Origin of the sequence: Mesonia mobilis DSM 19841, from assembly GCF_000423405.1 — a bacterium.
In the GTDB taxonomy this organism is placed as follows: Bacteria; Bacteroidota; Bacteroidia; order Flavobacteriales; family Flavobacteriaceae; genus Mesonia; species Mesonia mobilis.
In genome coordinates, this window is record NZ_AUHX01000007.1 from 195182 (window position 1) to 219554 (window position 24373).

The following is a 24373-nucleotide window of genomic DNA, read 5'->3' on the forward strand; positions in this document are numbered from 1 at the left end:
CATTTAGTGTTTGTTAATCGATAACTGAGTGTTTACATCATCAAAACTAATTTCTACCCCGTTATCTAACGCTTCTGCTAGTTCGAGATTCGCAGTAAGCGTTTCGTTTTTAATATATTCTAAATTATCTTGAACGGCGCTCTCGACCACTCCGTCCTTTTTTATTTTGATATCAATCTTATCGGTCACTTCAAAACCAGAGTCTTTACGAAGGTTTTGTATTCTGTTTACCAATTCTCTGGCAATCCCTTCTTTCTTTAACTCGTCGTTTAAAGTTACATCTAAGGCAACGGTTAATCCTGCGTTACTGGCTACTAACCAACCTTCGATATCTTGTGAGGTAATTTCGACATCGTCGTGCTGCAAAGTAGTCATTTTTCCGTTAACTTCAATATTTATTTCTCCATCACGCTCAATAGCAGTAATATCGGCAGGTTCAAGCTTATTTACAGCGCTAACAACGTGCTTCATATCTTTCCCAAACTTTGGCCCCAAGGTTCTAAAATTAGGCTTGATATTCTTCACTAAAATACCTGAAGCGTCATCGATCATTTCGATCTTTTTTACGTTTACTTCAGATTTAATTAAGTCTGCCACTGCTAAAATTTGTTCTTTAACACTTGGGTCTAAAACCGGAACCATTACTCGCTGTAAAGGTTGACGTACTTTAATCATTTCTTTTTTACGTAGCGATAACACTAACGAAGAAATAATTTGTGCCATTTCCATTTTACGTTCTAACGACTTATCGATAAATGATTCGTCTTGAACCGGGAAGGCGGCCAAATGTACACTTTCAAAATCTTCTTTCTGTGTAGCTTTCGTTAAATCTTTGTAAAGTCTATCCATATAAAACGGAGCGATTGGTGCGCCCAGTTTTGCTACGGTTTCTAAACACGTATAAAGCGTTTGATAAGCTGAAATTTTATCTTGCTCGTAATCGCCTTTCCAATATCTTCTTCGGCTTAAACGTACAAACCAGTTACTTAAATTTTCTTGCACGAATTCTGAAATTGCTCTGGCAGCTCTCGTAGGTTCGTACGTATTATAGAATTCATCTACTTTACCGATCAAGGTATGTAATTCTGAAAGGATCCAACGGTCAATTTCCGGTCTATCTTCTAATTTTACATCTTCTTCTGCATAGGTAAACTCATCGATATTTGCATAAAGCGAGAAGAATGAATACGTATTATAAAGGGTACCGAAAAACTTTCTACGAACCTCAGCAATACCTTCAATATCAAATTTTAAATTATCCCAAGGGTTGGCATTGGCTATCATATACCAACGTGTTGCATCGGGACCAAAAGCAGCTAAAGTTTCAAAAGGATCTACAGCATTCCCTAAACGCTTCGACATTTTTTGACCGTGCTTATCTAACACCAATCCGTTAGAAACTACATTTTTATAGGCAACATCGTCAAAAATCATCGTAGCGATCGCATGTAAGGTATAAAACCAACCACGAGTTTGATCGACACCTTCTGCGATGAAGTCTGCTTTTTTATCGCCGGCTTCAACTTGTTCTTTATTTTCGAACGGGTAATGCCATTGCGCGTAAGGCATAGAACCAGAATCGAACCATACATCGATTAAATCTGCTTCACGCTTCATTGGTTTTCCTTGTGAAGAAACTAACGTGATTTTATCAACCACATTTTTATGAAGGTCTACTTTCTCGTAGTTTTCTTCACTCATATTACCCACTTCAAATTCAGCAAAAACATCGGCTTTCATTAATCCGGCTTCTACTGCTTTTTGCATTTCTTCTTTCAGCTCTGCAATCGAACCGATTATTTTTTCTTCTTTTCCGTCTTCGGTTCTCCAAATAGGAAGCGGGATTCCCCAGAAACGAGAACGCGACAAGTTCCAATCGTTTGCATTGGCTAACCAGTTACCAAAACGACCTTCTCCGGTAGATTTTGGTTTCCAGTTAATGCCTTTGTTTAATTCGTGCATACGATCTTTTACTTCGGTTACTTTAATGAACCAAGAGTCTAACGGATAATATAAAATAGGCTTATCGGTACGCCAACAGTTTGGATAACTGTGCACATATTTTTCAACATTAAACGCTCTATTTTCTTCTTTTAATTTAATGGCAATTTCTACATCTACCGATTTTTCGGGAGCATCTTCTGCATCGTAATATTCATTCTTCACATACTTCCCGGCAAACTCACCCATTTCTGATCTAAATTTTCCTTGAAGATCTACTAACGGAACTAAATTTCCGTTTTCATCTTCTACCAACATCGGCGGAATTTCTGGTGTAGCTTGCTTAGCCACCAAAGCATCGTCTGCACCAAAAGTTGGCGCGGTGTGAACAATACCGGTACCATCTTCTGTGGTTACAAAATCACCGGAAATAATTCTGAAAGCATTTTCAGGATGATCGTGTGGTTTTGCGTATTGTAGCAACTGCTCGTAAGTAATTCCTACTAATTCTTTTCCTTTAAAATCATTCAGCACCAAATAAGGAATTTTCTTATCGCCTTGCGTGTATGCTTTTAAAGCTTCTTCATTTTCAACTAAATGAAATTTTTTATTGAAGTTTTTACTTACCAGATTTTTAGCAACCACAATATTAATTGGCTCAAACGTATATTGATTGTAGGTTTTTACCAACACATAATCAATTTTTGGTCCAACAGTTAATGCAGTATTACTTGGGAGCGTCCAAGGAGTAGTCGTCCAAGCTATAAAATATACCGGTTCGTCTTTAATCTCATCGATCTCACCTAAGACTGAATTTTTAAAAAATTCATTTTTCACTGCTTTAAATTGAGCAGTTACCGTGGTGTCGGTTACATCTTGATAGGTTCCCGGCTGGTTAAGCTCGTGCGAGCTTAAACCGGTTCCTGCCTTTGGTGAATAAGGCTGAATGGTGTAACCTTTATAAATTAAATCTTTCTTATAAATTTCTGAAAGCAACCACCAAACGGTTTCCATATATTTAGACTTGTAGGTAATATACGGTTCGTCCATATTTACCCAGTAACCCATTTGCTCGGTAAGATTAGACCAAACATCGGTATAACGCATTACTGCATTTTTACAAGCTTCGTTATACTCTTCTACCGAAATTTTGGTGCCAATATCTTCTTTGGTGATCCCCAGTTCTTTTTCAACGCCAAGTTCTACTGGAAGACCGTGCGTATCCCATCCGGCTTTACGTTTTACTTGGTAGCCTTTTTGAGTTTTGTAGCGACAAAAAATATCTTTAATACTTCTTGCCATCACGTGATGAATACCCGGCAAACCGTTAGCTGAAGGCGGACCTTCAAAAAAAACGAACGGCTCTTTACCTTCGCGGGTAGTTATACTTTTATCAAAAATAGCTTCATCTTTCCAAAACTTTAGAATTTCTTCTGCTACTTTAGGAAGGTCAAGTGCTTTATATTCAGTAAACTTCTTACTCATCTGTACTCATTTTCTAATGATTCGCGAAATTAATGATTTTTGACAAATAGCTTTTAAATAAACCATAAAAAATAGGAGCTTTTAAATTGAAGCTGAATTTTTTAAATCTTAATGAACTACATTTAAGAAATATGCAAATTAAAACACTTTTTTATTTTGGCATTCTTTATATTTGCCGTTTAAAATTATAATTATGTCATTTTCAGATTTATTTGGTTCTGGTGAACACACGAAAAATCTTGGCCATTTTGCAGCAATTGTAAATTTAGCTGCCGTTGATGGTGAAATTAACGATGAAGAAAAAGCGGTTTTAGAGCGTCTTGCTCGAAAATTAGATATTCACGAAAGTGAAGTTGCACAGGTAATAGAAAATCCTACAAAGTATCCTATTACACCTCCGCACACGACAGAGAGAAGATTAGAACGATTATATGATTTATTAACGATTATTTTTGCTGATCACGATATGGATGAGCAAGAAGAATTTCTTTTAAAAAGATATGCGGTTGGTTTAGGTTTCTCTTCAGAAACTTCTAAACAAATTATCGAAAGATCGATTAAAATTCTAGGTGGCAGACTTAGTTTTGACGATTATCAATACTTATTAGACAGAAAGTAAGCCAAGGCTTACTTTCTGCTTTTTATCCTATTTTGTTTTTGCTTTTTGCATAAACTCTTCAGCTTTTTCTACCATGTTTTTGCTTCCGCAGAAAAAAGGAGCGCGCTCGTGAAGTTCGTTAGGTTTAATATCCATAATTCGTTTAAAACCATCACTAGCTTTACCTCCGGCTTGTTCAGCTAGAAATGCCATTGGGTTACATTCATATAATAATCGAAGTTTACCATCAGGATATTTAGAACTACTCGGGTAAATATAAATTCCTCCTTTAATCATATTTCGATGAATATCAGACACCAACGAACCTATATATCTTGAAGTATAAGGACGATCACCTTCATCGGCTTGACAATATTTTAAATAATCTTTTACACCCTGCGGAAATTGCGCATAATTCCCTTCATTGATCGAATAAATATTTCCGTCTTCAGAAAATTTCATATTTGGGTGCGACAAGTAATACGTACCAATTGCCGGGTTAAGCGTAAAACCATTCACTCCGTGACCGGTGGTATAGACTAACATCGTTGAAGTACCATAAATTATATAACCGGCAGCTACCTGCAAATTTCCCGGTTGTAAGAAATCTTCCATCGTAACCGGAGTTCCTACCGGGGTTACGCGACGATAAACCGAAAAAATAGTTCCCACAGAAACATTTACGTCGATGTTCGAACTTCCATCTAACGGATCCATCAAAACTACATACTTATTCTTATGGTCGTTGTTGTGACCTTGAATAGTGATGTACTCATCGTTCTCTTCCGAAGCGATTCCGCAAACGATTTCGCGATTAGTTAAAGTTTGAATAAATTTCTGGTTAGCATAAACATCTAACTTCTGCTGCTGTTCACCCTGAACATTAGTGTCTCCTGCTGCTCCCGTAATATCAACCAAGCCGGCTTTATTTACCTCGTGATTAACAACTTTGGCCGCTAATCGTATCGAGTTGATAAGTCTAGAAAGTTCTCCTGATGAATAAGGGAAAGCTTGCTGGTTTTCAATAATAAATTCACCCAGCGTTTGGTGTTTTTTTGACATGTTTCTTGTGTTTCTCCAACAAAAATAGAAAAAAAGTGATTGGATTACTATTTTTGTTGCTAAACTGAAAAATAATGGAATTTCAAGTACGAAAAGCAACCAAAAACGATATGCCATCTGTTTTAAAACTGATTAACGAATTAGCAGTTTACGAACGTGAACCCGATGCTGTTGAAGTTACTGTAGCAGATTTAGAAAGAGACGGTTTTGGCGACAAACCTCTTTTTAATTGTTTTGTTGCTGAAGCTGAAGATAAAATTGTAGGAATGGCATTATTTTATAATCGCTATTCTACCTGGAAAGGCAAGACCATTCATCTCGAAGATCTAATCGTTAATGAAGATTATCGCGGAAAAGGAATTGGTATGCAACTCTACAAAAAAGTGATGCAATTTGCGTTAGAAGAAAATATAAAACGTGTAGAATGGGTCGTACTCGATTGGAACACACCTGCCGTAAATTTCTATAAAAATACCGGCGCGAGTGTTTTTTCTGAATGGGATACCGTGCAATTTGATCAAGATTCTATAAAGAAGTTTTTAAACCCATAACCTATGAAAATTTTCAAGTTTGGTGGCGCGTCGGTAAAAGATGCAGAAGGCGTTAAAAATGTTGCACAGGTATTGCAAGAAACCGGCATTACCCATAAAGTCGTGGTGATTTCTGCGATGGGAAAAACCACTAACGCTTTAGAGAAAGTAATCTATAATTATTTTGAAAATGCTGAAGAATTAACAGAAGCCATTCAATTTGTAAAAACCTATCATCACGAGATTTTAGAACAGCTTTTTGCAGACAAAACGCATTCGATTTTTCAGAAAGTAAATCATTTTTTTGAAGAGCTTGAAACTTTTTTAAATCGAAATAAATCACCCAATTACGATTTTGTTTACGACCAAGTCATCTCGTTTGGTGAATTGATAAGCACCACGATTGTTAGTGAATATTTATCATCTTTAAACATCAAAAATACTTGGCTCGATGCGAGAAATCTCGTAAAAACCGACGCCACTTACCGTGATGCAAAAGTAGATTGGGTTGCTACCGAAGCGCAAATTCAGCAACAAATCGAACCTCAACAATTATACATTACACAGGGTTTTATAGCTTCAGATGCTAATAATTTTACCACAACACTTGGTCGAGAAGGTAGTGATTATACCGCCGGTATTTTTGCTTATTGCCTAAAAGCGATCGATGTAACCATTTGGAAAGATGTTGAAGGCGTGCTCAATGCCGACCCAAGAGTTTTTGAAAACACCCAACTTTTAGAAGAAATTAGTTACGAAGAAGCGATTGAATTAGCTTTTTATGGTGCATCGGTCATTCATCCGAAGACACTTCAACCTTTACAAAAAAGAGAAATTCCGTTATTGGTAAAGTCATTTTTCAATCCTAAAAATAAAGGTACAATCGTCGGCAAAGGAAAAATAATCACTCCTTACGTGCCATGTTTTATTGTGAAGAAAAACTTGGTTTTATTATCACTTTCTGCGTTAGATTTTTCATTTTTTGTAGAAGAAAATATCAGTGAGATTTTTGCGTTATTTCATAAATACCAGATCAAAGTAGATTTAATACAAAATTCTGCGATCAGTTTTTCGGTTTGTGTAGATAATAAATTTAACAATGTAGATAAATTGATCACGCATTTAAAGGCAAAATTTAAGGTGAAATATCATAAAAATGTGTCTTTATATACGGTTAGACATTTTACCCAAGAAGCTATCGATCTGTTAGAAAAAGATAAAACTATACTCCTTAAACAGTTAACCCGACAAACGGTGCAATTGGTGACAAAAGAGTAAAATTTTTGATAGCTTAAATTTACTATATTTGTAAGAAAACGTATATAAAATGGGGTTTATCTCTGCTAAAGAAGTGGCCAAAGGCCTTAGTTTAGAAAAGTTTGGTTTTTTAGGAACCGCACTTGGCGCTACCTTAATGCGACTTACTAAACTTAGCCATTTTAATAAGGTTTATGAAGACCGCAAACACTTAGATGCTCCACAGTTTATCGACTCTATTTTAAATTATTTAGAAGTCGATTTTGAAATACCAGAGAAAGACTTAAAAAGAATCCCGAAAACGGGCCCGTTTATTGCAATTTCAAATCACCCGTTAGGGGCGATCGACGGAATGATCTTAATGAAAATTCTCATCGAGAAGCGTCCCGATTTTAAGATTATCGCTAATTTTTTATTGCATCGTTTAGACCCGTTAGCTCCATATATTTTACCGGTAAATCCTTTTGAAGATCGCAAAGATGCGAAATCGAGCGTAAAAGGTTTAAAAGAATCGATTCTACATTTACGCGAAGGCAAACCTTTGGGTATTTTTCCGGCGGGAGAAGTTTCTACCCATAAAGAAGATAAAATTATTGTCGACAGACCTTGGCTACCAGAAGCGATGAAGCTAGTTCAAAAATCTGAAGTTCCTGTCGTTCCTATTTATTTTCACGCAAAAAACAGTGCTGCCTTTTATCGCTTGGCAAAACTCAACGATTCCCTTAGAACGGCAAAGTTGCCGAGTGAAATGCTCACGCAGAAAAACCGAAAAATAAAAGTAAGAATCGGGAATCCTATTTCTGTGAGCGACCAAAAAGATCACGTAGAGCTAGACGATTATACCAATTTTATTCGAAGAAAAACGTATATGTTATCGAGTGGTTTCAACAAAAAAAGCTTGTTGAAAAACATCCACATTCCGAAGCAAATTAAAATACCACGTTCTCCCAAAGAAATTGCCGGCGAAACCGAAGAATATTTAATGGAAGCTGAAATTGAATTTTGCCGAGAACACGATAAACGTCTGCTGCAAAGTAAAAACTACGAAGTATTTTTAGCTAAGCGAGAACACATTCCTAACATTGTTACCGAAATTGGTCGCCTACGGGAAATTACCTTTAGAGCGATTGGTGAAGGAACCAACAATGCGACCGATTTAGATGAATTTGACGATTTCTATCATCATCTTTTTCTCTACGACAATGAAGCGAATAAAATTGTTGGCGCTTACCGAATGGGCTTTGGGAAAGAGATTTTTCCTGCGCACGGCATCAACGGTTTTTACCTGCAACAACTCTTTAGGTTTGAACCGGAGTTGTACAAATTAATGAGCGAATCGATAGAAATGGGACGTGCTTTTATCGTAAAAGAATATCAGCAAAAACCCATGCCTTTATTTTTACTGTGGAAGGGAATTGTACATTGTACTTTACGTTTCCCAGAACACAATTACCTTATTGGCGGCGTAAGTATTAGTAATAAATTTTCAGATTTTTCTAAATCGATGATGATCGAGTTCATGAAATCTCATTACTACGATCCTTATGTGGCACAATACGTTCGGCCTAAAAAAGAATACAAAGTGAAGCTGAAAGATGCTGAAAAGGATTTTGTTTTTGATGAAACGGAAGCCGATCTTAATAAATTCGATAAAATTATCGACGAGCTTGAACCCGACAGTTTAAGAATGCCAGTATTACTTAAAAAATACATTAAGCAAAACGCAAAAGTGGTAGCTTTTAACGTCGACCCTCTATTCAACAATTCAGTTGACGGCTTAATGTACATTCGCATTGCAGATCTTCCTGAATCTACTGTAAAACCGGTTATGGAAGAGTTACAAGAAGAACTAGAAAAGAAATTGAATAATACCAACGATTAAACATCATACCTGCTTACTTTTCTTCTTGTGGATTTCTTCAACCGCAATAGCTCAGTACAGCATTACCGGAAAAATTATAGATGCTGAAACCCAAGAACCTATTTACGGCGCCAGCATCTATTTTGACGGAACTACCATAGGAACAATCTCTAACCAACAAGGAAATTTTAAACTCACTTACAAGCAAAACACAAAAGCCTTGCTTGTGGTAAGTTCTATGGGTTATGAAGCACAACAATTTCAGGTTTCTTCTAAAGAAACTAATCTCGAAACTATCTTACTAAAACCCAGTATAGAATCGTTAGATGAAGTTTTTTTAGAGACAGATCCTTGGTCACGAGAAAAGAAGCTTAGGTATTTTAGAGAATGGTTTTTAGGCTCAGATTATCAAGATAAAAAATGCGAAATTTTAAATGAAGAGGTAATTCAGCTTCGTTTTAGTCCGACTACACAAAAACTTACCGCCAGTATTTCAGAAAGTCTGATCATTGAAAATAAATATTTAGGCTACAACATTAATTATCAACTCAAAGATTTTGATCTTTCATTTTCAAAATCAAAAATGCTGAAAGACAAAAACGATCAACCGATATATTTACCGCAAATGTTTTATTATTCCGGTACCAGTTTCTTTCAAGAATTAAAAGGAAAAACCAAAAAACGATTCAAAAAAAGAAGAGCGGAAACCTATTTAGGTTCAGTCACTCATTTTATGCGTTGTTTGGCTAAAAAAAAATTGAGAGAAAACGATTACCGCATTTTTCATAAAAGATTTGAAACGCCTCCTTATAAATTTTTTGAAGTTGAACAGATTAATAAAGCTGCAAAAATTACCATCAAAACACCTAAAATTTCAATTTTATATAACAATAAACAACAGTCGTTTATCCAAATTATCAACGATCAAAATTCAACTACGTTCTACATCGATGAACTTGGTAATTTTTATCCGGCAACAGGATTTTCATTCGGTGGCGATATGGGTAAACAACGAGTTGCCAATCTTCTACCTTTAGATTATAAACCTTAGTTTATTCATTTATCTGTTAATCCTTTGTTATTTAAGCTTTCTTTGAGAACGCAATTTCTGTAAGCTCACTATCTTGAAAAGAAAAAAACTTATGGAAACTATTTTAGTAGCAGGAGCTAACGGAAAAACAGGAAGAGAAATTATTAATATTCTTCAAAATCATTCAAGCTACGAACCGGTAGCCATGGTAAGAAACGAAGACCAACAGGCATATTTCGAAAATCAAGATGTAAAAATAGCTTTTGCAGATCTAGAAGGAGATCTAACCGAGGCGGTTCAAGGTGTTGATCGCGTAATTTTTGCTGCCGGAAGCGGCGGAAATACCGGAAAAGAAAAAACAACGGCAGTCGATCAAGAAGGAGCTATTAATTTAATCGACAGTGCCAAAGCGGCCGGAGTTAAGAAATTTGTGATGCTAAGCGCGATGGGAACTGAAAATCCATCAGAAAACCCGGATTTACAACATTACTTGGAAGCAAAAAAGACAGCCGATAATCATTTAAAAGCAAGCTTTCTAGATTATAGCATTGTAAGACCTGGCGCTTTAACCGACGGAGAGAAAACTAATAAGATTAAAGCCGACAAACAGTTAAACGAATATGGAGAGATTTCTAGAAAAGACGTGGCGCAAGTATTAGTCGATTGCTTACCTCCTAACGTTCTTCAAAACAAAACTTTTGAAATTTTAGAAGGAAATTTAGCTACCGAGTTAGCTTTACAAGAAGTTGAGCAGCGTGCCTAAGCTAACCAATAACCAACTCGCTTTTCTGCTCGCCAGAATCACTTTGGGAATCAACTTTTTCCTACACGGATTTGTTCGAATCCCGATGTTGGAAGCTTTTGCCAGCGGACTCACACAGGGTTTTGAAGGCACAATGCTTCCCTTGGCATTAGTTGAAATGTTTGCTTACGCAATACCTTTTATTGAAGTGATTTTGGGTGTGTTTATCATTTTTGGAATTTTTAGTAAAAAATCACTAGCTGCAACGGCCATCTTTATAATGATGCTCATTACCGGCTGTGCTTTCAAAGAAGACTGGGGCGCAGTAGGCACTCAAATGTTATATGCCTTATTCATCTTTTTTCTACTGAAAAACTTAGAATATGAAGTTTGGGCGGTAAAGAAAAGTAGTAGTGAGTAGTTAGAATTGAGACGTTAGATGTGAGGTATTAGAAAATAGATATTAGGCTGAAAGATTACTAGCCTAACATCTAAATTCTAAAAGCGAAGCGATCTCAAATCTAATTTCGAAGACAAAGCGATCTAATAAAAAAAGAGAAAGAAAAAATGGATTATCTACTAAAAGACAAAAAAGTATTTATTTCAGGATCAACAAAAGGTATTGGTTATGCTGCGGCAAAAACCATTGCTTTAGAAGGAGCAGAAGTTATCCTTAATGGAAGCTCGCAAGATTCAGTAAATACTTCTTTAGAAAAACTTAGAAAAGAAACTGATAGTAAAAAAATAAGCGGGATTGCTTGTGATTTCAGCAAAACTGAAGAAATAGATGCACTTATCACACAACTTGGGAGTGTAGATGTTCTTATTAACAATGTTGGGATTTTCGCAAACAAAGAGTTTTTTGACACTACAGATGAGGACTGGCAGCAGTTTTATGACATCAATGTAATGAGTGGCGTAAGACTATCACGAGCTTTAATGCCAAAAATGATGGAAAAAGGATGGGGAAGAATCATATTTATTTCCAGTGAAAGTGCTTTAAATATCCCTGTTGAAATGGTTCACTACGGAATGACAAAAACTGCAATGCTAGCAATTTCTAGAGGCTTAGCTGAAATGACTACCGGAACCGGAGTAACCGTAAACAGCGTTTTACCGGGACCTACACGAACTGAAGGTTTAGAAAAAGATGTTCCGGAAGACCAATCTTTTGAAGATTTTCAGAAAGAATTCTTTAAAAACGACCGACCAACATCGATCTTAAAACGCTTTGCCGATCCACAGGAGGTGGCCAATATGATTGCTTATGTTGCGAGCCCGCTTTCTTCAGCAACCAACGGCGCAAAACTAAAAGTTGAAGGCGGGGTTGTAAAGTATATATAAGAGTAGTGAGTAGTTAGAATTGAGTATTTATTCATAAGACAAGAGATTCAAAACATTAGAAACTAGAGCATAGAATAAGACTAGGAAGTTTTGAAACAGGATTTAGGAATCAAGACAATATTTAAATTGGCCTATCGAAAGCTTATCGTAAAATTTGAAATGAAGATAGCGTAAAATTTTAGGCTGTTTGAGCGAGAGCGAGTTTCTAAAATTTAGCTATCGAATAATAAATTTAGATAAGTGTTCGTAAGCCTAGCCTTTTTTGTTTCTTTTTTCGGCAATGGAAAAAAGAAATAATAGTAAAATAGAATTACTTATGCTTCAATTTCTAAAAGTGAAACGGCCTAAATTCTAGAATCTAACAGCGAAGCGATCTAAAATCTAAAATAAATAATATGGGAATAGAAGAATTTGATGTTTTTGTAATCGGTACCGGAACTGCCGGAAAAGGCGTGGCAAAAGATTGCGCTGAAGCCGGCTGGAAAGTCGCCATTGCCGATAATCGGGAATATGGCGGCACCTGCCCAAATCGCGGTTGCGATCCTAAAAAAGTTCTGGTTGGAATTACAGAAATTATTGAGCGTTCCCAAAATATGCTGGGATTGGGAATTTCTAAAATGCCAGAAGTTAACTGGCAGGATCTACAAAAATTCAAGTACAAATTTACCGGCGCTATTCCCGCTGCAACCGAAAAAGATCTGGCAGAACTTGGTATTAAAATGTATCACCAGTCCCCTAAATTTTTAGATGAAAACACACTTTCCGTAGAAGGGAAAACGGTAAAAGCAAAAAAGATCGTGATCGCTACCGGAAATAAACCAATGCCACTTAAAATTCCGGGGGCAGAATTAATGCTGAATAGTGATGATTTCCTAGAGTTAGAAAAACTACCAGAATCAATGATTTTTATCGGCGCCGGTTACATCGGGATGGAATTTGCACATATCGCTGCACGTCTTGGCGTTGAAGTCACAATGATCGATACAGAACCAAGACCGCTTTCAAATTTTGATGAAGATATGGTTGCTCATCTTACTGACGCTTCCGAGAAAATCGGAATTAAATTCATTTTTAACGCGAAAGCGTCTAAAGTTGAAAAACTTCGAAAATATCTTCGAGTAACTGCTGAAACCAAAGACGGAGAAGAAGTTTCAGCGAAAGCCGAATTGGTATTCAACACTGCCGGGCGCGTTCCTTCGATTGATGAATTGGAATTAGAAAAAGGAAATGTCGCCTTTACCAATAAAGGAATTTCAGTCAACGAACATTTACGGAATACCTCAAATAAAAATGTCTATGCCTGCGGAGATGTTTCAGACAGTGAAGGTTTACCGCTTACGCCGCTTTCTTCACAGGAATCACGTGTGGTTTCAGCAAATCTTTTAGGAAAATATAATAAAACCGAAGCGCATTATCCTCCGCAACCTTCGGTAGTTTTTACGCTTCCAAATGTGGCTTCCGTAGGACTTTCAGAACAGCAAGCCAAAGAAAGAGGTTTTGATTATGTGGTAAAACATAAATCGGCGCCTAGTTGGTTTAACTCTAAACGAATTGCAAATCGACATTACGCGTTTAAAGTCATCAAAGACAAAAAAACCGAACAGGTTCTCGGCGCTCACTTGGTTGGCCCTGAAGCTGGAGAAATGATTAATATGTTTGTAATGGCAATGTGTGGCGGACTTTCTTGCAAGGACCTAAAAGCAATGATCTTTGCTTATCCAACGTGGAGCAATGATATTAAGGGAATGACGTAATTTTTAGATGTTAGACCGCTTCGCTGTTAGAATTTAGATCGCTCACACTTTTAGATTTTTTAATTCGTCATCCCGGACCTGCCTGCCGGCGAGGCAGGCTTGATCCGGGATCTCATCGCTCTAATGAGATTCTAAAACAAGTTCAGAATGACGTCTATTTATACTTCCTAAAAACGATAAACAATCTAAATTCAGAAAAATTTCACAATTTACAGTAGTCAAATTTCAACATTCAAAATTGAACTTTTCAATCTAGGTTCTCGAGTCTATGCTCTAACCTCTAAAAGCCTAGCGATCTATCAAATTAAGCCACTTCCGCTTGATGCGTTATTTCTAAAATCTGACTTTCACAAACTAGTAGATCGGTTAGAAATTGCTCTTCTTTGATTACCCTTCCGCAGAAAAGATTCTTGTAATAAGTAATGCCTTCTTCCAGGTTTTGCGTAAATCTTGTGAATTTTTTTGCTTCCCGCTTATTCGAAAAATCGGTGCTTTCTTTTAATTCGGCTAAATAATCGATGTACAACTGCAATTCTTTAATAAACATATGCGGGCGATAACCATTCAACACATTTTTACGCCCATAAATATGATCTGTAAGCTCCTGCAAAGAATACTCGCCATCAAAATACGCCAAATTTGGCCCGGGACAAACGGTCACAAAATCCATTTTCTTTACAAAACTGAAATTGTAATTCTTAGCGGCACTATTGCACAAACCGGTACATAAACATTCTTTCTGAAACAACTTTTCGGCTTCCTTCGCTTTTTCTTCATTCGATAAACCTGACTGCTGAATTTGCTTCAGTTTTAATTTTTGATATTTATGTGAAGCGGTACAAATAGGTTTTTCGGTAAATTCGGTATTCGATTCTAACAATTTCTCTGGACACGAACTTCCGGGTTTGTTGCGCAAAAGATTTTTTATTCGAAATTCTTCTCCGCTAGCGCCTCTCAAATAATTGAAACGAACGCCAAGCGGCGAACTATGACTTAAAATAATGTCTTTTTCTTTCGATTTTTGAAGTTTTTCGAGGGTTTCTTTATCAACATTTGTAGCTTCAGGACACAACAAAAACGGCGAACCCCAACCGGTGGCATCGGCTTGAAAATAGTCTTTCAGCAAAGTATCTTCTTCAAAAGTACCAATCCCGCCCTGAACGGTGATCTTAATTTCCGGTAGCGCTGAAATTTTGGTTTCTTCAGCAAAAGCACTTCGGTATAAAGAGGATAATTCTGATTGTAATTCGTCTTTTTTCTGCTTAAATTCTTCCATAATCGGCCCCAGCAAATAACCATCGGTCGCGAAAGCGTGTCCGCCGCAATTCAAGCCAGATTCAATTCTGAATTCACTAACCCAGATTCCACGTTTTGCAAGGTATTTTCCCTGAATCAATGCCGAACGATAATCGCTGACTTTGATAGCAATCGCTTTCTGAAAATTTCCGTTTTTATCTGGACTGAAGGTTTTAAAAGAAGACAGATAATTAAACAATCTTGGATTCATCCCAGCAGAAAATACCAAGGTTGAATTCTCTAAATCACTTTCAGCATAGCCTTTTAAAGCCTGCAAAGCATCAGAACCATTCTCTACCGGTTCTTTATTTTCATCAAGCTGATCGTTATCGATCTTCGTCATAATATTGACTTCGATCGCACCGGGTTTTACTTCCTCGCGAAGTTCAGATTCCAGATTTTCTTTTTCTGAAGAATCATTAAGCTGAAGAAATTTGAGGTATTTCTGTTTTAATTCGGAAACTTCAGGGAGCATTTCGAAATACTTGGTAATTTCTGAAGTGCCAGAAAAAGCAGCGGTTTTCACCTCTTCTACTTTCTTTTTCACTTCCTCGCTAATCAAATTAAGATAATCTGTAATTCGCTTGGCCCTGAAGTTTGGTTCTTTTTTGGTTATAGGTTGAAAAGTCTCGTTGTTGAGTTTATAATAATACTCGCGCATTTTTTCGATAAGGTGATCTTCAATAATTGAAATGGAAGAATTTATTCCAAAATGCGCCACTTTCACCGGCGTATCGATGGTGTAAGCAATGCCCATCACCGGAATATGAAATTGATGTGGGGATATGGCGTTTTTCATTTGTTTTAGGTTTAATCACCAAAGATGAAAAGTAGCCACCTTTTAAAATATGATATTTATCAGGTTTTGGGGTTTTAGTAGTGAGAAATGAGATTTGAGATATTAGAATCTAGATTCTAGAGAATAGATTTGGTTAGTGGATTTTGTTTCAGAATCTCAAAGGAGTGATGAGATCCCGGATCAGGTCCGGGATGACGAAATAAGACAACTCAATTTTCAAAACTCCAAAAGCGAAGCGATCAAAAATCTATTATCTAACAGGCGAAGCCGGTCTAACTACTACTTCATCATTCGATACATTGGGTTTTGTTTTCGGTTGATGAAACCGTGGTAAGCGGTGTTGATTCCAATTAAAATTGCAGCGCCAAGAGCGACGTAAGCAATTAAAGTTTGATCTTCTGAATGTCGCATATAGATCGCAAATAAGGCCCAAATTCCAACGGCAGCGAACTCACGCATATTCCGAGCATAGATGATTACGATATTTACAATCGTAGCAATCACAATCATAATGATCGTCCACTGTACTTCAGAAAAAATACCTCTATTCCATCCAATCTTGGCTAAATAAGCGGCAATATTAGCAATGGTCGCTACCGCAATCCAACCTGAATATAAACAAATTGGCCACCAGCTAAACGCGATGATCTTAAAAGGCGCGTCCCAGCGCTCCATATTGGTATTCAGAATGATCTTGATAAGTGAAAAGAGAATCAGCAGCATCAAAAAGATCGATAAACCGGTGTATTCGTATAACCAAACCACAACCCAGGCGGCATTGGCGAGATTCGCTAAAATGAACCAGAATTTTGTTTGCTGAAGAAACTGTAAATCTTTTTTAGTGCCAAAAGCCTGATAGATTTGATAGCCTGAAAATGCCAGTAATCCCAAATAAATAATTCCCCAGATCGCAAAAGCATAATCTGCCGGCGTGAACAAATTAAAATATTCGTGACTCAGGCTTCCCATCGTATTTCCGTTGAGTTTTACGGCCTGCGTATAGTAACTCACAAAAAGTGTGATCACTACGGAAATAAAATTGAGAACAGCAAGTATTTTTGGTTTCATAGTATTTAGTCTAAGTCGTCATTCTGATCCTGCCGTACGGACAGGTTTAGGGTGACGCAAATTTCAAATGAAATTACCAAACGCCTGAATAAACCAACGTTAGTGTTAGGTTAAAGTTTGATTTTGTATGAAAATGGAGTGAATTTTAGTTTACTCGAATTACTTCAGATTGTGCACAAACAAATACCTGATCTTCTTCTTCAGGTTTCATTAAAAAAGCGCCGGTAAATTCACCAAAAGCAGGTAAAATCAATTGATTTTTACTTCGGAAGAAGCATTTCAATTTTAAATGTTGCTTTGCCAAACCAACCAATCGGTAACCGGGATGAATATGTCCGCAGATATTAAAATAACTTTCTTTTTCTTCAGGATGATGCGTTAAACGGAAGTTCCCGATCTGTAATTCCTGATGAATTTTTACGCCGAGTTCCTCATAATGAATCGGAGAAATAATATCGTGATTTCCTGCAATTAAAATGATTTCAGCTTGTTGCTTTTGAAGCCAGTTTTCAAATAAATTCCATTCGGCATTCAAGGCGCTGTGAAAAAGATCACCCAAAAAAATGATTTTCTGCGGTTGGAACTCGGTTACCGCTTCATCTAACCGATCAAAATTTGTCTGGATCGCGGATTGTGGCACCGCGCTGCCGTATTTTCTAAAATGAGAGATCTTTCCCAAATGCACATCGGCCACCAGCAAAGCTTTTTGCTCTTCCCAATAAGAAACGCCGCTACACGCCAGCCGAAAATGGTTATTTTGGATGTTGATTTTCAACTACTTATTCCGCCTCTTTAAATTCTATTTCTTGTTTGGTTTTAGGAATGGTTGCTATATAATAAGGCTGCGTCATTACGCTGGTTGCCATTCCTTCAGGATGTGTTTTTTTGATGGCGAAATAAACAATTCCGTTTTGGGTATAAGTTTCTGTGATTTCAATTTTATGTCCGCCAGTGTTACGTTGTTTGTCGATAATGGCAATTACATTTTGTTCATCAAAATCGATGGCAGAAACTTGATCTTTTTTAATAGTCTCGTTGGCTGCATTTAACCTCATCATAAATTCTTTCCACTCGGTTTCATTGGTGATCACTGTATTCTGTTGCATTAAACCTTCACTCCCGCTACCGAATAAATTACCTTCAGAAATTACTTTTGGCGCCATATGTTGCGTATTTTTTGCTGAATTACAACTAAACATAAAGATCGCAAAACAGATATAAACTAAATTTTTCATACAATTAAATTTGATTTTAGAAAGCTAAGATAGAAAATAGGCGGTTGAAATGTATTCCTGTTAACATGCTTTTTGCGTTAGGGATAGCAGTGAAAATCCCGCAGTAAGTTGTAGCGCTAGCGAAAACTTATGAGGAATTGTAACGAATAGCCCGACCCGAAGGGAAACGCCCAGATTTTTCTAAACCTTTCCGTCATTCCTACGGAACGCCACCTTTCCTTTATAAGGAAAGGAACTTTTAAGAATAATATTAAATTTAAACCTTCCAAATTCTTTCGCTAACGCTGCAGAACCCACCTTCCCTAAATTAGGGAAGGAACCTAAAAAAGCTCCCCTCCTTTTAAATGAGGGGCAAGGGGTGGTTAAAATTTATTAATTGAATTCTATTTTCTAGATTCCTGCCTTCGCAGGAATTTTACTTTTCGAGTTGTTTAAGCATACGCTGAATGCGGTCTTCTAATTTTTCTGAAGAGAGCTTTTCACGTAATCGATCGGTGATGATGGGAAATGAAAACGGAGTGGGTTTTTGGCAGGATTTCCAGACGATTTTTTGGTGATGAATTCGCTCTAATGCCAACCGCAATCTGCCTTCTTCTAACTGATGTTCAAAGGTTTCTCGAAAGGCTTGTTGAAATAATAAGTTATCGTCTTCGTAATCTCGAAATACGTCGAACAATAACTGAGAGCTTGATTGTAGGTGTTTACTTTTGATCAATTTGTTGGGATAACCGGTAAAAACCAACCCGGCAACAACGGCAATATCTCTAAATTTTCGGCGAGCCATTTCGGTAGCGTTTAGACTTTTGTAAAGGTCGTCCATCAAAAATTCTTCGGAAAACAAATCGTTGTCTAAGACTTGTTGCATATCGATCTCTTGGTCTGAAAGTAGCTCGAAACCATAATCGTTAAACGCAATGCTGAAGGAAATTGGCGACAACAAACTAATGCGATACGCCAACAAACTACCCAAAGCTTCGTGAACAAAACGTCCTTCGAACGGATAAAAAATAGCGTGATAACCTTCGCGAGTTTTAAAAGTTTCGATAAGAAATTCGTCTTGTTTTGGAATGATCGATTCTAATTGTTGGCGTTCTAAAATAGGTTGAAGTGCTGTTAACTCGGGAGACTTCTCAACTCCGCTCGAAGTGACAGAAAGACTTTCTGCGGCTTCGTATAATTCTTCCCGAAGTAATTCACTCATTTGTGCTGAAAAGGTCATTCGACCGCCCATCCAACTTGGCACTTTTGCGGTTTTCTTTTTTGACTTTCTTACCAAAACCTGCATTCCTTTAATTCTAGAAAGCTCTAGGTTTCTGCCGGCAAATGTAAATACGTCTCCGGGTTTCAACTTAGAAACAAACCACTCTTCGATCGTGCCAATAAAACCGCCTTTTACATATTTTACGGTCAGCATCGCATCACTTACGATCGTACCGATCTGTAACCGATGACGCATGGCAACGCCACGATGGTTGACTTTAAACCTACCATCCTCTTCAATTTCTACCTTTTTATATTCGTCGTAGGTTTGCAGACTTTGGCTTCCTTTCGTAATAAAATTTAAACACCAACGCCACTCGTCTTCGGTTAAACCTTGAAAACAGAACGTCGATTTTATTTCTGGGTAAATTTCATTGGGATAAAATCCGTCGGAAACTGCTAAAGTTGTTAAATACTGCACCAGAACGTCGAAACTTTGTAAATACGGAATGCGATCTTCTACCGCTTTTTTCTCGACTGCTTTTTGGAGTGCAGCCGCTTCAATAAGTTCGATGGCGTGCGTGGGTAAAAAGTAAATTCGGCTGGCTTTGCCCGGTTGATGACCGCTTCTCCCAGCACGTTGTAAAAAACGGGCAACACCTTTTGGACCGCCAATTTGAATAATGGTTTCTACCGGAGCAAAATCGACACCTAAATCTAAACTCGACGTACAAATAACCGCTTTTAGACTTTCGTTTCTAATCGCTTGCTCTACCCAAAGTCGCGTTTCTTTATTGATGCTTCCGTGATGCATTGCCACTTCTCCGGCAAATTCGGGATACTTATTCATTAATTTTTGAAACCACAATTCACATTGCGAACGCGTATTGGTAAAAACTAACGTGGTTTTTGAATTGTTTAAAATCGGGATCACTTCATCTAACAAATGCAAACCCAAATGCCCACGCCACGGAAATTTTTCCATCGACTCCGGAATAATGGACTTTACTTCTATTTGTTTTTGAATATTCGCTTTGATCAATGTTGAATTTTTTAGTGCTTCACTTTCGGCTCCCAACAAAACTTCTTGTGCCTGTGGAAGATTACCGATGGTGGCCGAAATACCCCAAATTTTCAAATTCTTCGAAACGGTTTTTAAGCGAGAAAGGGCTAATTCTGTTTGAACGCCACGTTTACTGCCTAACAACTCGTGCCACTCATCGACGACGATCGCATTTAGATTTTTAAAAAGTTTCGGGTAGTTTTTTGAAGAAAGCAATAAATGTAAGCTCTCTGGCGTGGTAATTAATAGATCGGGCATCGACTTTTTTTGTGCCGCGCGTTCTTTTTGAGAAGTATCGCCGGTGCGAATTCCAACAGTTAATCCCGAATTAGTTTCTTCTGCAAAACGAGTAGCCGCTTGCGCAATCTCTACAGAAAGTGCCCGAAGCGGCGTGATCCAAATGGCTTTTAAACCCTTTTGAGGTTTTGTTTTATAATCGGGATTTTGCTTTAGGTATTCTAAAACGATCGGCACCCAAAGTGCGTAGGTTTTTCCGCTTCCCGTAGGTGCGTTTAGGAGTCCGTTTTTTCCTTTAAGATAAGCATCCCAAGTTTTTTTCTGAAACGGAAAAGGCTTCCAACCTTGCTGGGTAAACCAATTTTCTGCAATGGCTAAAAGCTCTTTTCTGTTCATTTTATTTATTACTTTACTTCAGAATCTGTGTTTACCCTTCCGTCATTCCTGCGGAATGCCACCTTCCCTAAATTAGGGAAGGAACTTTTAAGCTCCCCTCCTTTTCAAGGAGGGGAAACTTCACTTGTGAAGTTGGGGTGGTTTTATTCAAAATTATCTTCTATTTCTTTTAGTACGGATAGTAAAAAATCAAAAACCATTTTATTTTCAAAACGTAAAACTTTAAACCCCAACTCCTCTAATCTTTTATCCCTTTTCCTATCTTTTTCTTCAGCAGTTGCATTTTTATGAATTTCGCCATCTAATTCAATGATTAATTTTTCTTGAGCACAATAGAAATCTACAATGAAATTTTCAATGCTATGTTGTCTTCTGAATTTTCTTCCTTTCAATTGTTTTCTCTGCAAATGCTTCCAAAGAAATGCTTCAGCAGGAGTTAAGTTTTTCCTTAATTCTTTTCGGAAAGATTCTAAATGTTTTCTGTTATGGATTGGTTTATTTTTCATTTTAGCTATTTGAACCTTTCCGTCATTCCTACGGAATACCATCTTTTCTTGATAAATAAAGGAGCTCTTAAAGACATTCTTAATCTTTACCCTTCCGAATTTTTCTTATCAGAAAAATCCACCTTCCCTAAATTAGGGAAGGAACTTTTTAAATCTCCTCTCCTTAAAAAGGAGGGGTGGCAAAACTTGTATTGGCGGAGAGGTTTCATTTCGGAATTAATGCCTTTAAATCTTCCAATGTATTCGCCTCCTCTATTTTCTTGTCCTGTCGCCATCGTAAAATTCGAGGGAATCGGGTCGCAACTCCACTTTTATGTCGGCTTGATTCGGCAATTCCTTCAAAAGCAATTTCGAACACGTGATGTGGCGTTACGCTTCGTACCGGCCCAAAACGCTCAAGTGTATTTTTCTTGATCCACGCATCTACTTTTCTAAATTCGGCATCTGTAAGTCCGGAATAGGCTTTGGCAAAAGTTACCAATTCCTCTTTCTCATCGTCCCAAAGCCCGAAGGTATAATCGGTAAATAAATTGCTTCGCCTTCCGTGACCGCGCATCGCGTAGGTTAATACTGCGTCGATGGTGAGCGGATCGACTTTCCACTTCCACCAATCGCCTTTTTTTCTTCCGACGAGGTAAGGAGAATCCCAACGCTTCAACATTAATCCTTCCGATTTTACTTCTCGTGATCGCTCGCGTTCTTTAGCGACCTCATCCCAAGTTTGAAAAGAAATGGTCGATGATAGATGTAGCGGAGTCTCTTCCGAAGCTACTTCAGCAAAAAGTTGTTCTAGAATTTCTCTTCGCTTTTGATAAGCTTTTTCTCGGATATCTTCGCCTTTCCACTCTAGTATATCGTAAGCTTTTAAAATGACCGGCGTTTTTTCTAAAAGTTTTTTGGTGATGTTCTTTCGGCCGATTCGGGTTTGTAAATCTTTAAACGTACCGATTTCATTCTTCGGAAAAGGTAAAATCTCTCCGTCAATCACCGTTCCGTCAGGAATGATATTGATGAATTTTTCAAATTCCGGATATTTATCGGTCACCAATTCTTCGCCACGACTCCACACAAATAATTCTCCGTTTCTAATAATCACTTGCGAACGAATACCATCCCATTTATGTTCGGCCGCCCATTCTTTAACATCGCCCAAGTTTTGCGGTTCATCTTCAATCGCATAGGCCAAATAAAATGGGTAAGGTTTAGAAAGATAATCTTCCGGTTTTTCTTCGAGTACCAGATCGGTAAACGTGGTGGTTGCAGGATCCCAATTTCCCATGAGTTTATAGGCGAGAATATCTTCATCGATTTCTGTGGCTTTCGATAAAGCTCGTGTCATTAATTTCTGACTTACGCCAATTCGAAAACTACCAGTAATAAGTTTGGTAAACACAAAACGTTCATAATAATTTAAGCTGAACCAATTCTCGTATAAATATTCTTTTTTCTCTTCTTCTGAACGTGATTTAAGTTCAATAATTTCTTGCAGGAACTGATTTAAACTTTTTTCTGAAGATTCTTCTGAAGGCGGAATTACAAGCGCAATAGTTTCTGCTAAATCGCCCACAATATGGTGCGACTCTTCGAACAACCATAACGGAATTTTAGAAAACGCTGAAGCCCATTCGCGCATTAATCTTGTATTTACCGGTCTTGGCGGACGACGGTGAGAAAGAATAGCAATGGTCCAGACTTTGTCTTTATCGCTTGCCGTTTTAAAGTAATGTGCAAGCGCTTCAACTTTGAGCGTGGTTTTGTTAGTGCTATCTAAAGTTCGTATCAATTCTGCAAATTGCTTCATTTCTTCTGTTTTACCCTTCCGTCATTCCTTCGGAATGCCACCTTCCCTATTTTAGGGAGGGAACCTTAAAAAGTTCCCCTTCTTAATAAGGAGAGGTGTCAAAACAAGTTTTGACGGAGAGGTTTTATTTAAAATATCTTCAATCCTTTTCTTTACTGGTCTGGTCGGCATTTTCTTCTTCATATTGCGTTTGCTCGGTTCTGGCATCATAGCCTTGCTCTGCTAAAAAGCGAGAAAAAATATCGGTGTAACCGTGCGTACAAATTACTTTTTCTGCTCCCGTTGCTCTAATAGAAGTGAGTAAACCTTGCCAATCACAATGATCGGAAAGTACAAAACCTTTATCGATCGCTCGACGACGACGCGCTCCACGAAACGTCATCCAACCGCTGGCAGATGCTGTAACGTACGGCACCATTTTCTTAATCCACGGAGAACCGTGTGTGCTTGGCGGCGCAATTACGATATTGCCTTTGATGTCTTCTTTTTTGGTATCTCTTGTAATTTTTTCGGTTGGAGGTAAATCGGCAATTTCTCGAACCACTTCTGTCATATTTTCAACAGCGCCGTGCGTATAAATTTTACCGATAGAAGTGTCTAAATGTTTTAAAAGACGTTGTGCTTTCCCTAAAGAATAACCAAACAGAATCGAGGTTCTGCCATCATCTTGGTTTTGTTGCCACCAATTATTAATATCGTTAAAAACTTGTTGCTGCGGAAGCCATTTAAACGCCGGCAGCCCAAATGTGCATTCGGTAATAAACGTATGGCACTTCACCACTTCGTAAGGAACGGCTAAACCATCGTCTTCGGTTTTATAATCGCCGGTAAACACCCAAACTTCTCCTTTATGTTCTACTCGAATTTGTGAGGAACCTACAATATGCCCTGCAGGATGAAGCGAAAATTTGACTCCGTTAATGGTGAAAGTTTCGTTCCAGGCTTTTCCGGTCACTGAAATATCGCCTAAGCGATGTTTGATAATTGGGACGTTGGTGTGGTGCGTGATGTATTGTTGATGTCCCCACCGAGAATGATCTGCGTGACCGTGCGAAATGATGGCTTTTTTGACCGGTTTCCACGGGTCTAAATAAACATCGGCGGCTTCGCAGTAAATTCCTTTTTGATTAAAAACGAGTAGAGGTGTTTTCATAAAGATTGAATTTAC

The 24373-nt window shown here is 37.7% G+C and carries 19 protein-coding genes; 9 read left to right on the forward strand and 10 right to left on the reverse strand.

All coding sequences use genetic code 11. The features are described 5' to 3' along the window. Positions 1 to 3 precede the first annotated feature (3 nt). The gene (gene ileS / locus G551_RS0108000; RefSeq protein ID WP_027885081.1) at positions 4 to 3426 is read right to left on the reverse strand and encodes an isoleucine--tRNA ligase; all 3423 of its coding nucleotides are present in this window, start codon (positions 3424 to 3426) and stop codon (positions 4 to 6) included. Between the two features lie 193 nt (positions 3427 to 3619). On the opposite strand from ileS, the gene G551_RS0108005 reads away from it, so the two are divergent. Beyond that, a complete protein-coding gene (locus G551_RS0108005; RefSeq protein ID WP_027885082.1) occupies positions 3620 to 4045 on the forward strand; it encodes a tellurite resistance TerB family protein in 426 nt (141 codons plus the stop codon). A 27-nt stretch (positions 4046 to 4072) separates the two neighbouring features. Here G551_RS0108005 and fbp read toward each other — a convergent pair whose 3' ends face one another. Then, on the reverse strand, positions 4073 to 5086 hold the full coding sequence (gene fbp, locus G551_RS0108010) for a class 1 fructose-bisphosphatase (protein WP_027885083.1): 1014 nt from the start codon (positions 5084 to 5086) through the stop codon (positions 4073 to 4075). A 74-nt stretch (positions 5087 to 5160) separates the two neighbouring features. Between fbp and G551_RS0108015 the strand changes: the two genes are divergently transcribed. The 8 genes from G551_RS0108015 (at position 5161) to G551_RS0108050 (ending at position 13604) form a co-directional block, all read left to right on the forward strand. Further along, positions 5161 to 5637 carry a GNAT family N-acetyltransferase gene (locus G551_RS0108015; RefSeq protein WP_027885084.1) on the forward strand — a complete coding sequence of 159 codons (477 nt, stop codon included), beginning with the start codon at positions 5161 to 5163 and terminating at the stop codon, positions 5635 to 5637. Positions 5638 to 5640: 3 nt separating this feature from the next. Further along, a complete protein-coding gene (locus G551_RS0108020) occupies positions 5641 to 6894 on the forward strand; it encodes an aspartate kinase (RefSeq protein ID WP_027885085.1) in 1254 nt (417 codons plus the stop codon). 49 nt (positions 6895 to 6943) lie between these two features. Further along, complete coding sequence (locus G551_RS0108025; RefSeq protein WP_027885086.1) at positions 6944 to 8755, forward strand: GNAT family N-acyltransferase; 1812 nt, start codon at positions 6944 to 6946, stop codon at positions 8753 to 8755. 25 nt (positions 8756 to 8780) lie between these two features. Continuing rightward, positions 8781 to 9785, forward strand: a complete 1005-nt coding sequence (locus G551_RS0108030; RefSeq protein ID WP_027885087.1) for a carboxypeptidase-like regulatory domain-containing protein — start codon at positions 8781 to 8783, stop codon at positions 9783 to 9785. Between the two features lie 91 nt (positions 9786 to 9876). After that, positions 9877 to 10527 carry an SDR family oxidoreductase gene (locus G551_RS0108035; RefSeq protein WP_036243538.1) on the forward strand — a complete coding sequence of 217 codons (651 nt, stop codon included), beginning with the start codon at positions 9877 to 9879 and terminating at the stop codon, positions 10525 to 10527. Then, complete coding sequence (locus tag G551_RS0108040) at positions 10520 to 10927, forward strand: DoxX family protein (protein ID WP_036243520.1); 408 nt, start codon at positions 10520 to 10522, stop codon at positions 10925 to 10927. Before G551_RS0108035 ends, G551_RS0108040 begins: the two co-directional genes overlap by 8 nt. Before the next feature lie 146 nt (positions 10928 to 11073). Further along, a complete protein-coding gene (locus G551_RS0108045; RefSeq protein WP_027885090.1) occupies positions 11074 to 11850 on the forward strand; it encodes an SDR family NAD(P)-dependent oxidoreductase in 777 nt (258 codons plus the stop codon). 395 nt (positions 11851 to 12245) lie between these two features. Continuing rightward, on the forward strand, positions 12246 to 13604 hold the full coding sequence (locus G551_RS0108050) for a dihydrolipoyl dehydrogenase family protein (protein ID WP_027885091.1): 1359 nt from the start codon (positions 12246 to 12248) through the stop codon (positions 13602 to 13604). 304 nt (positions 13605 to 13908) lie between these two features. Here G551_RS0108050 and G551_RS0108055 read toward each other — a convergent pair whose 3' ends face one another. The 8 genes from G551_RS0108055 to G551_RS0108090 form a co-directional block, all read right to left on the reverse strand. Then, positions 13909 to 15699, reverse strand: a complete 1791-nt coding sequence (locus G551_RS0108055) for a hypothetical protein (RefSeq protein WP_027885092.1) — start codon at positions 15697 to 15699, stop codon at positions 13909 to 13911. A 279-nt stretch (positions 15700 to 15978) separates the two neighbouring features. Next, a complete protein-coding gene (locus G551_RS0108060) occupies positions 15979 to 16767 on the reverse strand; it encodes a tryptophan-rich sensory protein (RefSeq protein ID WP_027885093.1) in 789 nt (262 codons plus the stop codon). Positions 16768 to 16912: 145 nt separating this feature from the next. Next, positions 16913 to 17542, reverse strand: a complete 630-nt coding sequence (gene pdeM, locus G551_RS0108065; protein ID WP_027885094.1) for a ligase-associated DNA damage response endonuclease PdeM — start codon at positions 17540 to 17542, stop codon at positions 16913 to 16915. A gap of 4 nt (positions 17543 to 17546) precedes the next feature. Further along, a complete protein-coding gene (locus G551_RS15570; protein ID WP_051191330.1) occupies positions 17547 to 18002 on the reverse strand; it encodes a protease complex subunit PrcB family protein in 456 nt (151 codons plus the stop codon). 415 nt (positions 18003 to 18417) lie between these two features. Continuing rightward, on the reverse strand, positions 18418 to 20898 hold the full coding sequence (locus G551_RS0108075) for a ligase-associated DNA damage response DEXH box helicase (RefSeq protein WP_027885095.1): 2481 nt from the start codon (positions 20896 to 20898) through the stop codon (positions 18418 to 18420). A 143-nt stretch (positions 20899 to 21041) separates the two neighbouring features. After that, on the reverse strand, positions 21042 to 21404 hold the full coding sequence (locus tag G551_RS0108080) for an endonuclease domain-containing protein (protein WP_027885096.1): 363 nt from the start codon (positions 21402 to 21404) through the stop codon (positions 21042 to 21044). Between the two features lie 205 nt (positions 21405 to 21609). Then, a complete protein-coding gene (locus G551_RS0108085; protein WP_027885097.1) occupies positions 21610 to 23205 on the reverse strand; it encodes an ATP-dependent DNA ligase in 1596 nt (531 codons plus the stop codon). A gap of 139 nt (positions 23206 to 23344) precedes the next feature. Then, positions 23345 to 24358, reverse strand: coding sequence for a ligase-associated DNA damage response exonuclease (locus tag G551_RS0108090; protein WP_027885098.1), 1014 nt, complete (start codon positions 24356 to 24358; stop codon positions 23345 to 23347). Positions 24359 to 24373 lie beyond the last annotated feature (15 nt).

What these genes read in the sequence shown, in the direction of transcription:
- G551_RS0108075 (WP_027885095.1), bottom strand. Translation starts at nt 20,898, where the DNA reads ATGAACAGAAAAGAGCTTTTAGCCATTGCAGAAAATTGGTTTACCCAG.
- G551_RS0108090 (WP_027885098.1), bottom strand. Translation starts at nt 24,358, where the DNA reads ATGAAAACACCTCTACTCGTTTTTAATCAAAAAGGAATTTACTGCGAA.
- G551_RS0108085 (WP_027885097.1), bottom strand. Translation starts at nt 23,205, where the DNA reads ATGAAGCAATTTGCAGAATTGATACGAACTTTAGATAGCACTAACAAA.
- G551_RS0108015 (WP_027885084.1), top strand. Translation starts at nt 5,161, where the DNA reads ATGGAATTTCAAGTACGAAAAGCAACCAAAAACGATATGCCATCTGTT.
- G551_RS0108020 (WP_027885085.1), top strand. Translation starts at nt 5,641, where the DNA reads ATGAAAATTTTCAAGTTTGGTGGCGCGTCGGTAAAAGATGCAGAAGGC.
- G551_RS0108055 (WP_027885092.1), bottom strand. Translation starts at nt 15,699, where the DNA reads ATGAAAAACGCCATATCCCCACATCAATTTCATATTCCGGTGATGGGC.
- ileS (WP_027885081.1), bottom strand. Translation starts at nt 3,426, where the DNA reads ATGAGTAAGAAGTTTACTGAATATAAAGCACTTGACCTTCCTAAAGTA.
- G551_RS0108035 (WP_036243538.1), top strand. Translation starts at nt 9,877, where the DNA reads ATGGAAACTATTTTAGTAGCAGGAGCTAACGGAAAAACAGGAAGAGAA.
- G551_RS15570 (WP_051191330.1), bottom strand. Translation starts at nt 18,002, where the DNA reads ATGAAAAATTTAGTTTATATCTGTTTTGCGATCTTTATGTTTAGTTGT.
- G551_RS0108005 (WP_027885082.1), top strand. Translation starts at nt 3,620, where the DNA reads ATGTCATTTTCAGATTTATTTGGTTCTGGTGAACACACGAAAAATCTT.
- G551_RS0108025 (WP_027885086.1), top strand. Translation starts at nt 6,944, where the DNA reads ATGGGGTTTATCTCTGCTAAAGAAGTGGCCAAAGGCCTTAGTTTAGAA.
- G551_RS0108050 (WP_027885091.1), top strand. Translation starts at nt 12,246, where the DNA reads ATGGGAATAGAAGAATTTGATGTTTTTGTAATCGGTACCGGAACTGCC.
- G551_RS0108060 (WP_027885093.1), bottom strand. Translation starts at nt 16,767, where the DNA reads ATGAAACCAAAAATACTTGCTGTTCTCAATTTTATTTCCGTAGTGATC.
- fbp (WP_027885083.1), bottom strand. Translation starts at nt 5,086, where the DNA reads ATGTCAAAAAAACACCAAACGCTGGGTGAATTTATTATTGAAAACCAG.
- G551_RS0108080 (WP_027885096.1), bottom strand. Translation starts at nt 21,404, where the DNA reads ATGAAAAATAAACCAATCCATAACAGAAAACATTTAGAATCTTTCCGA.
- G551_RS0108045 (WP_027885090.1), top strand. Translation starts at nt 11,074, where the DNA reads ATGGATTATCTACTAAAAGACAAAAAAGTATTTATTTCAGGATCAACA.